Below are 12,517 nucleotides of genomic sequence, written 5' to 3' on the forward strand. Positions count from 1 at the left end.
AGAAAAATCAGCGTATTGGCGTGACAAGGCGCTCAGCTTGTCGACTTTTCCCTGCACTTTCAACACTTCCTGCTAATGTTAAAAAACCGGATGGATTGTTGCCGATTTCCTGGGGTAATTAACAAAACCGTGTCGCAGATCAAGAAAATACCCCTCTTTGGGGGGAGGAATCGAGGCTAAATCCTGTCAAAATAGAAGGGATTTTTGATTTACGACGGAAACGGACACGATTCAACAACACTAAAACCGAACAGTATGCAAGGTTATTTCGCAGAAAAGGGCATTTAATGTTAATGAAAAGATTCCAATGTAAATTAATGTTATGAAAACTTTTGTTAAAGTTGACAAAAGGTTAAAGAAAGGGGTAAAAAGCCACGGCATCTGGGCTTCTCACATCGACCAGGGACGCTTTTTTGCACGGTTATTTTTTATTCCTCCCGTGAAACGCTGTGGCGTTCATCTGCCAGTAAGAGCAGAGGGTTTTGGCGCTACACTTTTTTGGTTAAGCAATGCGTATGTCAACATCCACTGAAGTCATCGCTCATCATTGGGCATTCGCTATATTTCTCATCATCGCTATCGGCCTGTGCTGCCTCATGCTCGTCGGCGGCTGGTACCTTGGCGGTCGCGCGCGCGCGCGTAGTAAAAACACGCCGTTTGAATCGGGGATCGACTCCGTCGGTTCGGCCCGCTTACGTCTTTCTGCGAAGTTTTATCTGGTTGCCATGTTCTTCGTTATCTTCGACGTGGAAGCCCTGTATCTCTACGCATGGTCGACCTCTATCCGCGAGAGCGGCTGGGTCGGCTTTGTGGAAGCCGCAATTTTCATTTTAGTGCTACTGGCTGGTCTGGTTTATCTCGTTCGCATCGGCGCACTGGACTGGACGCCCGCGCGTTCCCGTCGCACGCTGGTTAACCCGGAAACAGACAGTCCCACTAACCGTCATATGCAGTAAAAGCGAGGCAATAAGATGGATTATACGCTCACCCGCATAGATCCTAACGGTGAGAACGACCGTTACCCCCTGCAGAAACAGGAGATCGTTACCGATCCTCTGGAGCAGGAAGTCAATAAAAGCGTGTATATGGGGAAACTCGAACACGCGCTGCATGACATGGTGAACTGGGGCCGTAAGAACTCAATTTGGCCGTACAACTTCGGCCTTTCTTGCTGTTATGTGGAAATGGTGACGTCATTCACTGCGGTGCATGACGTTGCGCGTTTTGGGGCAGAAGTTCTGCGCGCCTCTCCGCGTCAGGCGGACCTGATGGTGGTCGCGGGAACCTGCTTTACCAAAATGGCGCCGGTTATTCAGCGTCTCTACGATCAGATGCTGGAGCCGAAGTGGGTGATCTCCATGGGCGCCTGCGCCAACTCAGGCGGGATGTACGACATCTATTCCGTCGTCCAGGGCGTGGATAAATTCATTCCGGTCGATGTGTACATCCCGGGCTGCCCGCCGCGTCCGGAGGCCTATATGCAGGCGCTGATGCTGCTGCAGGAGTCCATTGGTAAAGAACGTCGTCCGCTCTCATGGGTGGTTGGCGATCAGGGCGTTTATCGCGCCAATATGCAGTCGGAACGCGAGCGTAAACGCGGCGAACGTATTGCAGTGACCAATCTGCGGACGCCGGACGAGATTTAATTTGCGCCTGCGGGCGGGAGAACCACTTCGCAAATCAATCTACAACAGCGCGAAGTCTCGCCGGCAGTCACCACGGACCTTTTGCAATGGTGAACAATATGACCGATTTAACCGCGCATGACGCCGCACCAGCCTGGCAAACCCGCGATCACCTTGATGACCCGGTGATTGGCGAACTGCGCAACCGCTTTGGGCCGGATGCCTTTACCGTTCAGCCAACCCGTACCGGCGTACCGGTGGTATGGGTGAAGCGTGAACAGCTGCTGGAGGTGGGTGATTTCCTGAAGAAATTGCCGAAGCCTTACGTGATGCTGTTTGACCTGCACGGCATGGACGAACGTCTGCGCACGCACCGCGATGGCCTGCCCGCCGCGGATTTTTCCGTTTTCTATCACCTGATCTCCATCGATCGCAACCGCGACATCATGCTCAAGGTGGCGCTGTCGGAAAACGATCTGCATCTGCCGACCTTCACCAAACTGTTCCCCAACGCCAACTGGTATGAGCGTGAAACCTGGGAAATGTTTGGCATTACCTTCGATGGTCACCCGAACCTGCGTCGCATCATGATGCCGCCGACCTGGGAAGGTCACCCGCTGCGTAAAGATTATCCGGCGCGTGCCACCGAGTTCGACCCGTTTGAGCTGACCAAAGCCAAACAGGATCTGGAGATGGAGGCGCTGACCTTTAAACCGGAAGAGTGGGGCATGAAGCGCGGCACCGACAACGAGGACTTCATGTTCCTCAACCTCGGTCCGAACCACCCATCGGCGCATGGTGCGTTCCGCATTATTCTGCAACTGGACGGCGAAGAGATCGTCGACTGCGTACCGGATATCGGTTATCACCACCGCGGCGCCGAGAAGATGGGCGAGCGTCAGTCCTGGCACAGCTACATCCCGTATACCGACCGTATTGAATATCTCGGCGGCTGCGTCAACGAGATGCCGTACGTGCTGGCGGTGGAAAAACTGGCTGGGATCACCGTACCGGATCGCGTGAACGTGATCCGCGTGATGCTCTCCGAGCTGTTCCGCATCAACAGCCACCTGCTGTATATCTCGACCTTTATTCAGGACGTCGGCGCGATGACGCCGGTCTTCTTCGCCTTTACCGATCGGCAGAAAATTTACGATCTGGTGGAAGCGATTACCGGGTTCCGTATGCACCCGGCGTGGTTCCGCATCGGCGGCGTCGCGCACGATCTGCCGCGTGGCTGGGATCGCCTGCTGCGTGAGTTCCTCGAGTGGATGCCGAAGCGTCTGGACTCCTATGAGAAGGCCGCCCTGCGCAACACCATTCTGAAAGGCCGTTCCGTCGGCGTGGCAGCCTATACCGCCAAAGAGGCGCTGGAGTGGGGCACCACCGGCGCAGGCCTGCGCGCCACCGGTATCGACTTCGACGTGCGTAAATGGCGTCCTTACTCTGGCTATGAAAACTTCGACTTCGAAGTCCCGACCGGGGGGGGCGTCTCAGACTGCTACACCCGCGTGATGCTGAAAGTAGAAGAGCTGCGCCAGAGTCTGCGCATTCTTCAGCAGTGCCTCGATAACATGCCGGAAGGCCCGTTCAAAGCGGATCACCCGCTGACCACGCCGCCGCCGAAAGAGCGCACGCTGCAGCATATCGAAACCCTGATCACCCACTTCCTGCAGGTATCGTGGGGCCCGGTGATGCCGGCCAACGAATCTTTCCAGATGATTGAGGCGACCAAAGGGATCAACAGTTACTACCTGACCAGCGACGGCAGCACCATGAGCTACCGTACCCGCGTGCGTACGCCGAGCTTTGCGCACCTGCAGCAGATCCCGTCGGCGATCCGCGGCAGCCTGGTATCCGACCTGATCGTCTATCTGGGTAGTATCGATTTTGTTATGTCAGACGTGGACCGCTAATTATGCACGAGAATCAACAACCACAAACCGAGGCTTTTGAGCTGAGTGCGGCAGAGCGTGAGGCTATTGAGCACGAGAAGCACCACTACGAAGACCCGCGTGCGGCGTCCATCGAAGCGCTGAAAATCGTTCAGAAACAGCGCGGCTGGGTGCCGGATGGCGCGATCTACGCCATCGCCGATGTGCTGGGGATCCCGGCCAGCGACGTGGAAGGCGTGGCGACGTTCTACAGCCAGATTTTCCGCCAGCCGGTTGGCCGTCACGTGATCCGCTACTGCGACAGCGTGGTATGCCACATCACCGGCTATCAGGGTATTCAGGCCGCCATTGAGAAGAAACTGAATATCAAGCCGGGGCAGACCACCTTTGATGGCCGCTTTACCCTGCTGCCGACCTGCTGCCTGGGTAACTGCGACAAGGGACCGACCATGATGATTGATGAGGATACTCACAGCCATCTGACGCCGGAGGCAATTCCTGACCTGCTGGAGCAGTACAAATGAAAACCGTAATTCGTACTGCGGAAACGCATCCGCTCACCTGGCGCCTGCGCGACGACAAGCAGCCGGTGTGGCTGGACGAGTATCGCAGTAAAAATGGCTATGAAGGGGCGCGTAAAGCCCTGACCGGGATGGCCCCGGATGAGATTGTCACGGCGGTAAAAGACGCTGGCCTGAAAGGGCGCGGCGGCGCGGGCTTCTCCACTGGTCTGAAGTGGAGCCTGATGCCGAAAGACGAATCCATGAACATCCGTTACCTGCTGTGTAACGCCGATGAAATGGAGCCGGGCACCTATAAAGACCGCCTGCTGATGGAGCAGCTGCCGCACCTGCTGGTGGAAGGCATGCTGATCTCCGCGTTTGCGCTGAAAGCGTACCGCGGCTACATCTTCCTGCGCGGGGAATATATTGAAGCGGCCCAGCATCTGCGTCGCGCGATTGCTGAAGCCACCGAAGCGGGTCTGTTGGGGAAAAACATCCTCGGCACCGGGTTTGACTTCGAGCTGTTCGTGCACACCGGGGCAGGGCGCTATATCTGCGGCGAAGAGACGGCGCTGATCAACTCTCTGGAAGGCCGCCGCGCCAACCCGCGATCCAAGCCGCCGTTCCCGGCGAGCTCCGGCGTCTGGGGCAAGCCGACCTGCGTCAACAACGTAGAAACCCTGTGCAACGTGCCAGCGATCCTCGCCAACGGCGTCGAGTGGTACCAGAACATTTCCACCAGCAAAGATGCTGGCACCAAGCTGATGGGCTTCTCCGGCCGGGTGAAGAATCCGGGCGTCTGGGAGCTGCCGTTCGGCACCACTGCCCGCGAGATCCTCGAAGATTACGCCGGCGGTATGCGCGATGGCCTGAAGTTTAAAGCCTGGCAACCGGGCGGAGCAGGGACCGACTTCCTCACCGAAGCGCACCTCGATCTGCCGATGGAATTCGAAAGCATTGGTAAAGCGGGCAGCCGTCTGGGCACCTCGCTGGCGATGGCCGTTGACCACGAGATCAACATGGTCTCGCTGGTGCGTAACCTTGAAGAGTTCTTTGCCCGCGAGTCCTGCGGCTGGTGTACGCCGTGCCGCGATGGTCTGCCGTGGAGCGTGAAGATCCTGCGCGCCCTGGAGCGCGGCGAAGGCCAGCCTGGCGATATCGAAACCCTTGAGCAACTGTGTCGATTCCTGGGCCCGGGTAAAACCTTCTGCGCGCACGCGCCGGGCGCGGTCGAGCCGCTACAGAGCGCGATTAAATATTTCCGCGAAGAATTCGAGGCTGGCATTAAGCAGCAGTTCAGCAATACCCATGCAATCAACGGGATTCAGCCGAACCTGCTTAAGACGCGCTGGTAATCTAAAGGTTTTTTATTTTTGGAAGCACGCAAATGGCTACGATTCATGTAGACGGCAAAGAATACGAGGTCAACGGGGCGGACAACCTGCTAGAGGCTTGTCTCTCTCTTGGTCTTGATATTCCCTACTTTTGCTGGCACCCGGCGCTAGGGAGCGTCGGTGCTTGCCGCCAGTGTGCGGTGAAGCAATATCAGAACGCGGAAGACACGCGTGGTCGCCTGGTGATGTCCTGTATGACTCCGGCATCCGACGGCACCTTTATTTCTATCGACGACAGCGAAGCGAAGCAGTTCCGCGAAAGCGTGGTGGAGTGGTTGATGACTAACCACCCGCACGACTGCCCGGTCTGCGAAGAGGGCGGCAACTGCCACCTGCAGGATATGACGGTGATGACCGGTCATAGCTTCCGCCGCTATCGTTTCACCAAGCGTACCCACCGCAATCAGGATCTGGGGCCGTTTATTTCGCACGAAATGAACCGCTGCATCGCCTGCTACCGCTGCGTGCGCTACTACAAAGATTATGCCGACGGCACCGATCTGGGCGTCTATGGCGCGCACGACAACGTCTACTTCGGCCGCCCGGAAGATGGCACCCTGGAGAGCGAGTTCTCCGGCAACCTGGTGGAAGTCTGCCCGACCGGCGTTTTCACCGACAAAACCCACTCCGAGCGCTATAACCGTAAGTGGGACATGCAGTTTGCGCCGAGCATCTGCCAGCAGTGTTCCATCGGCTGTAACATCAGCCCGGGCGAACGCTATGGCGAGTTGCGTCGTATCGAAAACCGCTATAACGGCACCGTGAACCGCTACTTCCTCTGCGACCGCGGTCGTTTCGGCTATGGCTACGTGAACCTGAAAGACCGTCCGCGTCAGCCGGTGCAGCGCCGCGGCGACGATCTGATCACCCTTAACGCCGAGCAGGCGATGCAGGGGGCGGCGGATATCCTGCGCCAGTCGAAGAAAGTGATCGGCATCGGTTCCCCGCGCGCCAGCATTGAAAGCAACTTCGCGCTGCGCGAGCTGGTGGGCGCCGACAACTTCTATACCGGCATCGCCAAAGGCGAACAAGCGCGCCTGCAGATGATGCTGAAAGTGCTGCGCGAGGGCGGGATCCACACGCCAAGCCTGCGCGATATCGAATCCTACGATGCGGTACTGGTGCTGGGCGAAGACATTACCCAGACCGGCGCGCGCGTGGCCCTGGCGGTACGCCAGGCAGTGAAAGGGAAAGCACGCGAAATGGCGGCGGCGCAGAAAGTGGCCGACTGGCAGATCGCCGCGATCCTCAACATCGGCCAGCGCGCCAAGCACCCGCTATTCGTCACCAACGTCGATGACACCCGCCTGGATGACATCGCGGCGTGGACCTACCGTGCGCCGGTAGAAGATCAGGCGCGTCTCGGCTTTGCTATTGCCCATGCGCTGGACGACAGCGCGCCGGCGGTTGACGGCCTGAGCCAGGACCTGCAGGGTAAAGTCGACGTTATCGTTCAGGCGCTGGCCGGGGCGAAAAAACCGCTGATCATCTCCGGGACCAACGCCGGCAGCATGGAGATCATCCAGGCCGCCGCTAACGTGGCGAAAGCTCTGAAAGGCCGCGGCGCCGATGTCGGGGTGACCATGGTCGCCCGGGCGGTTAACAGCGTCGGACTGGGCATGATCGGCGGCGGCTCGCTTGAAGAGGCGCTGGACGAACTGGAAAGCGGCGCCGCAGACGCGGTTATCGTGCTGGAAAACGACCTTCACCGTCATGCTTCCGCCGCGCGCGTTGACGCTGCGCTGGCGAAAGCGCCGCTGGTGATGGTGGTGGATCATCAGCGCACCGCGATTATGGACAAAGCGCACCTGGTGCTCTCCGCGGCAAGCTTTGCGGAAAGCGACGGTACCGTGGTGAACAACGAAGGTCGCGCCCAGCGTTTCTTCCAGGTTTACGATCCGGCTTACTACGACGCGAAAACCGTAATGCTGGAAAGCTGGCGCTGGCTGCATTCGCTGCACAGCACCGTCAACAACCGTCAGGTTGACTGGACTCAGCTGGACCACGTCATTGATGCGGCGATTGCCGCGCTGCCGCAGCTGGCGGGCATTAAAGACGCCGCGCCGGATGCGACCTTCCGCATCCGCGGCCAGAAGCTGGCGCGTGAACCGCACCGCTACAGCGGCCGCACGGCGATGCGCGCTAACATCAGCGTGCACGAGCCGCGTCAGCCGCAGGATAAAGACACGATGTTCGCCTTCTCCATGGAAGGGAACAACCAGCCGTCCGCCCCGCGTTCGCAGATCCCGTTCGCTTGGGCGCCGGGCTGGAACTCCCCGCAGGCATGGAACAAGTTCCAGGATGAAGTGGGCGGGAAACTGCGCCACGGCGATCCGGGCGTTCGTCTGTTTGAAGCGTCCGCCAGCGGACTGGAGTACTTCACGGCGGTGCCGGCCAGCTTCCAGGCGGAAGAGGGCAAATGGCGAATTGCGCCGTACTACCATCTGTTCGGCAGCGATGAGCTGTCTCAGCGCGCGCCGGTGTTCCAGAGCCGGATGCCTGAGCCGTACATCAAGCTGAACCCGGCGGATGCCGCGAAGCTTGGCGTCAACCCAGGCGCAATGCTCTCCTTTAGCGTGGAAGGCCAGACCCTGCGTCTGCCGCTGGTTATCTCTGAAGGCCTGACCGCGGGACAGGTTGGCTTACCGATGGGCATGCCGGGCATTGCGCCGGTGCTGACCGGATCGCGTATTGATTCACTGCAGGAGGCGAAAGCATGAGCTGGTTAACGCCGGATCTTATCGACATTCTGTTAAGCATCCTGAAGGCCGTGGTCATTCTGCTGGTGGTTGTCACCTGCGGCGCGTTCATGAGCTTCGGCGAGCGTCGTCTGCTCGGCTTGTTCCAGAACCGCTACGGACCTAACCGCGTCGGCTGGGGCGGTTCGCTGCAGCTGGTCGCCGACATGATCAAGATGTTCTTTAAAGAGGACTGGATCCCGCGCTTCTCCGATCGCGTGATCTTTACTCTGGCGCCGGTTATCGCCTTTACCTCGCTGCTGCTGGCCTTCGCTATCGTGCCGGTTAGCCCGACGTGGGTGGTGGCCGACCTGAACATCGGCATCCTCTTCTTCCTGATGATGGCAGGCCTGGCGGTCTACGCGGTGCTGTTCGCCGGTTGGTCGAGCAATAACAAATACTCGCTGCTGGGGGCGATGCGTGCTTCCGCGCAGACCCTGAGCTACGAGGTATTTCTCGGTCTCTCCCTGATGGGCGTGGTGGCGCAGGCGGGGTCATTCAATATGACCGATATCGTCAACAACCAGGCGCATCTGTGGAACGTTATCCCGCAGTTCTTCGGCTTCGTGACTTTCGCCATCGCCGGCGTGGCGGTGTGTCACCGTCACCCGTTCGACCAGCCGGAAGCGGAGCAGGAACTGGCCGATGGTTACCACATTGAATATTCCGGCATGAAATTCGGTCTGTTCTTCGTCGGGGAATACATCGGTATCGTCACCGTTTCAGCGCTGATCGTCACGCTGTTCTTCGGCGGCTGGAATGGCCCGTGGTTACCTCCTTTCATCTGGTTCGCGCTGAAAACCGCGTTCTTCATGATGATGTTCATTTTGATCCGCGCATCATTACCGCGTCCGCGCTATGACCAGGTAATGTCCTTTGGCTGGAAGGTATGCCTGCCGTTAACGCTGGTCAACTTGTTGGTAACGGCGGCTGTCATTCTCTGGCAGGCGCAATAAGGGGTGAATTGAACATGACCTTAAAAGAATTATTGGTGGGGTTCGGCACCCAGGTCCGTAGTATCTGGATGATTGGCCTGCATGCCTTCGCCAAACGTGAAACCCGGATGTATCCGGAAGAGCCGGTCTACCTGCCGCCGCGCTATCGCGGCCGCATCGTGCTGACCCGCGATCCGGACGGTGCAGAGCGCTGCGTCGCCTGTAACCTGTGTGCGGTAGCCTGCCCGGTGGGCTGTATCTCGCTGCAGAAAGCAGAGACGGTAGACGGCCGCTGGTATCCGGAGTTCTTCCGCATCAACTTCTCACGCTGCATCTTCTGCGGCCTGTGCGAAGAAGCGTGCCCGACCACGGCGATCCAGTTGACCCCGGACTTCGAGCTGGGTGAATACAAGCGTCAGGATCTGGTGTACGAAAAAGAGGATCTGCTGATTTCCGGTCCGGGCAAATACCCGGAATATAACTTCTACCGGATGGCGGGTATGGCAATCGACGGCAAAGATAAGGGCGAAGCGGAAAATGAAGCTAAGCCAATCGACGTCAAGAGCCTGTTACCGTAAGGAGAGGGGCAATGGAATTCGCTTTTTATATCTGTGGCCTGATAGCCATCCTCGCAACCTTGCGGGTCGTCACCCACACCAATCCGGTGCATGCGCTGCTGTACCTGATTATTTCGCTGCTGGCGATTGCCGGGGTGTTTTTCTCGCTGGGCGCTTACTTCGCCGGTGCGCTGGAAATCATCGTTTACGCCGGGGCCATTATGGTGCTGTTCGTCTTCGTGGTGATGATGCTCAACCTGGGCGGCACCGAGATCGAACAGGAGCGCAAGTGGCTGCAGCCGGGGATCTGGATTGGCCCGGCCATCCTCTCCGCGGTGCTGCTGGTGGTTATCGTTTACGCCATCCTGGGCATTAACGACCAGGGTATCGACGGTGCGGCGATTAACGCCAAAGAAGTGGGCATTGCGCTGTTTGGGCCGTACGTCCTGGCGGTGGAGCTGGCCTCCATGCTGCTGCTGGCGGGCCTGGTGGTTGCCTTCCACATTGGCCGCGAAGAGCGCGCCGGCGAGGTGCTGAGCAACCGTCTGAACGACAGCGACAAACGAAAAACGGAGGAACACGCATGATCCCCTTAACACATGGACTGATCCTCGCGGCCATCCTGTTTGTGCTTGGTCTGACGGGGCTGGTGATCCGCCGCAATCTGCTGTTTATGTTGATTAGCCTGGAAATCATGATTAACGCCGCCGCGCTGGCCTTTGTGGTGGCGGGTAGCTACTGGGGTCAGGCAGATGGTCAGATAATGTATATCCTCGCCATCAGCCTCGCGGCTGCGGAAGCGAGTATCGGCCTGGCGCTGCTGCTGCAGCTCCATCGTCGCCGCCAGAACCTGAACATCGATTCAGTAAGTGAGTTGCGTGGATGAACATGCTTGCCTTAACCATTCTTTTGCCATTGATTGGCTTTGTGCTGCTGGCCTTCTCCCGCGGGCGCTGGTCGGAAAATCTTTCCGCCGCCGTTGGCATGGGCTCGGTAGGCCTGGCGGCGCTGGTCACCGCGTACGTTGGCGTCGACTTTTTCGCTAACGGCAAACAGGCGGTCAGCGTGCCGCTGTGGACCTGGATGTCGGTCGGTGATTTCAACATCGGCTTCAACCTGGTGTTGGACGGCCTGTCGCTGACCATGCTCTCCGTAGTTACCGGCGTCGGCTTCCTGATCCACATGTTCGCCTCCTGGTACATGCGCGGTGAAGAGGGATATTCCCGCTTCTTCGCCTATACCAACCTGTTTATCGCCAGCATGGTGGTTCTGGTACTGGCCGATAACCTGCTGCTGATGTACCTCGGTTGGGAAGGCGTGGGCCTCTGTTCTTACCTGCTGATCGGTTTCTACTACACCGATCCGAAGAACGGCGCCGCAGCGATGAAAGCGTTTGTGGTGACCCGCGTCGGCGACGTGTTCCTCGCCTTCGCGCTGTTCATTCTTTATAACGAACTGGGCACCCTGAACTTCCGCGAAATGGTGGAGCTGGCGCCGCAGCACTTCGCTAACGGCAGCACCACGCTGCAGTGGGCGACGCTGATGCTGCTTGGCGGCGCGGTCGGTAAATCCGCCCAGCTGCCGCTGCAAACGTGGCTTGCCGATGCGATGGCGGGTCCGACGCCGGTCTCTGCGCTGATCCACGCCGCGACCATGGTCACCGCGGGCGTCTATCTGATCGCCCGTACCCACGGCCTGTTCCTGATGACGCCGGAAGTGCTGCATCTGGTCGGTATCGTCGGGGCGGTCACCCTGGTGTTGGCGGGCTTCGCCGCGCTGGTGCAGACCGATATCAAACGCGTTCTCGCCTACTCTACCATGAGCCAGATTGGCTACATGTTCCTCGCGCTGGGCGTGCAGGCATGGGACGCGGCGATTTTCCACCTGATGACTCACGCGTTCTTTAAAGCGCTGCTGTTCCTGTCGTCTGGTTCGGTCATTCTGGCCTGCCATCACGAACAGAACATCTTCAAGATGGGCGGCCTGCGCAAATCGATTCCGCTGGTATACGTCTGCTTCCTGGTGGGGGGCGCGGCGCTGTCCGCACTGCCGCTTATCACCGCAGGCTTCTTCAGTAAGGATGAGATTCTGGCAGGCGCGATGGCCAATGGCCATATCAATCTGATGGTGGCAGGCCTGGTCGGCGCCTTTATGACCTCGCTGTACACCTTCCGGATGATTTTCATCGTATTCCACGGTAAAGAGCAAATTCACGCGCACGCAGGGAAGGGGATTACCCATCATCTGCCGTTGATTGTGCTGCTGGTACTATCCACCTTCGTTGGCGCGCTGATTGTGCCGCCGCTGGAAGGCGTACTGCCGCAGACCACTGAGCTCGCCCACGGTAGCGTGATGACGCTGGAGATTGCCTCCGGGATCATCGCCATTGCCGGGATTCTGATCGCTGCATGGCTGTGGCTGGGCAAACGCACGCTGGTGACCTCCATCGCCAACAGTGCGCCTGGCCGCTTCTTCGGTACCTGGTGGTTCCATGCCTGGGGCTTCGACTGGTTATACGACAAGGTGTTCGTAAAACCATTCCTCGGTATTGCCTGGCTGCTGAAACGCGATCCGCTGAACTCGTTGATGAATATCCCGGCGATCCTTTCCCGCTTCGCAGGCAAAGGCCTGCTGGTGAGCGAGAACGGTTATCTGCGCTGGTATGTGGCTTCAATGAGCATCGGCGCGGTGGTGGTGCTGGCGCTGCTGATGGTATTGCGTTGATTTGATCGCGCGGTTTTGCCCGGTGGCGCTTCGCTTACCGGGCCTACGAGACCGTAGGTCGGGTAAGCGAAGCGCCACCCGACACAACAAACCGCACTCAAACGTGAATGTAGTCGAATTCGTTGAAAATCGGTCCTGAACGGGAC

Annotated in this window: 11 protein-coding genes; all 11 read left to right on the forward strand. The window is 58.5% G+C overall.

Translation table 11 applies throughout. From position 1 onward, the window contains the following. The first annotated feature begins 509 nt into the window (after window positions 1-509). The 11 genes from nuoA to nuoL all read left to right on the forward strand — a co-directional run bounded on the left by nuoA (window position 510) and on the right by nuoL (window position 12,371). Window positions 510-956: an NADH-quinone oxidoreductase subunit NuoA gene (gene nuoA, locus KB892_RS06380; protein ID WP_002913181.1), complete on the forward strand. Its 447-nt coding sequence runs from the start codon at window positions 510-512 to the stop codon at window positions 954-956. A gap of 15 nt (window positions 957-971) precedes the next feature. Next, window positions 972-1,646: an NADH-quinone oxidoreductase subunit NuoB gene (gene nuoB, locus KB892_RS06385; RefSeq protein WP_002913178.1), complete on the forward strand. Its 675-nt coding sequence runs from the start codon at window positions 972-974 to the stop codon at window positions 1,644-1,646. An 86-nt stretch (window positions 1,647-1,732) separates the two neighbouring features. Next, a complete protein-coding gene (gene nuoC, locus KB892_RS06390; protein ID WP_002913162.1) occupies window positions 1,733-3,541 on the forward strand; it encodes an NADH-quinone oxidoreductase subunit C/D in 1,809 nt (602 codons plus the stop codon). A gap of 2 nt (window positions 3,542-3,543) precedes the next feature. Next, window positions 3,544-4,044 (forward strand): NADH-quinone oxidoreductase subunit NuoE, encoded by a 501-nt coding sequence (gene nuoE / locus KB892_RS06395; RefSeq protein ID WP_002913160.1) that lies wholly within the window; start codon window positions 3,544-3,546, stop codon window positions 4,042-4,044. Continuing rightward, complete coding sequence (gene nuoF, locus KB892_RS06400) at window positions 4,041-5,378, forward strand: NADH-quinone oxidoreductase subunit NuoF (protein WP_002913158.1); 1,338 nt, start codon at window positions 4,041-4,043, stop codon at window positions 5,376-5,378. The genes nuoE and nuoF overlap by 4 nt, the downstream gene beginning before the upstream one ends. Window positions 5,379-5,410: 32 nt before the next feature. Then, window positions 5,411-8,137, forward strand: coding sequence for an NADH-quinone oxidoreductase subunit NuoG (gene nuoG, locus KB892_RS06405; RefSeq protein ID WP_004149179.1), 2,727 nt, complete (start codon window positions 5,411-5,413; stop codon window positions 8,135-8,137). Next, a complete protein-coding gene (nuoH, locus tag KB892_RS06410) occupies window positions 8,134-9,111 on the forward strand; it encodes an NADH-quinone oxidoreductase subunit NuoH (RefSeq protein ID WP_002913156.1) in 978 nt (325 codons plus the stop codon). The genes nuoG and nuoH overlap by 4 nt, the downstream gene beginning before the upstream one ends. Before the next feature lie 14 nt (window positions 9,112-9,125). Further along, on the forward strand, window positions 9,126-9,668 hold the full coding sequence (nuoI, locus tag KB892_RS06415; RefSeq protein ID WP_002913152.1) for an NADH-quinone oxidoreductase subunit NuoI: 543 nt from the start codon (window positions 9,126-9,128) through the stop codon (window positions 9,666-9,668). An 11-nt stretch (window positions 9,669-9,679) separates the two neighbouring features. Next, window positions 9,680-10,234: an NADH-quinone oxidoreductase subunit J gene (nuoJ, locus tag KB892_RS06420; RefSeq protein WP_002913150.1), complete on the forward strand. Its 555-nt coding sequence runs from the start codon at window positions 9,680-9,682 to the stop codon at window positions 10,232-10,234. Then, window positions 10,231-10,533: an NADH-quinone oxidoreductase subunit NuoK gene (gene nuoK, locus KB892_RS06425; RefSeq protein WP_002913148.1), complete on the forward strand. Its 303-nt coding sequence runs from the start codon at window positions 10,231-10,233 to the stop codon at window positions 10,531-10,533. The genes nuoJ and nuoK overlap by 4 nt, the downstream gene beginning before the upstream one ends. Next, on the forward strand, window positions 10,530-12,371 hold the full coding sequence (gene nuoL / locus KB892_RS06430) for an NADH-quinone oxidoreductase subunit L (protein WP_004151106.1): 1,842 nt from the start codon (window positions 10,530-10,532) through the stop codon (window positions 12,369-12,371). The genes nuoK and nuoL overlap by 4 nt, the downstream gene beginning before the upstream one ends. Window positions 12,372-12,517: the final 146 nt, after the last annotated feature.

The sequence above is a fragment of the Klebsiella sp. P1927 genome, assembly GCF_018204675.1.
GTDB lineage: Bacteria > Pseudomonadota > Gammaproteobacteria > Enterobacterales > Enterobacteriaceae > Klebsiella > Klebsiella pneumoniae.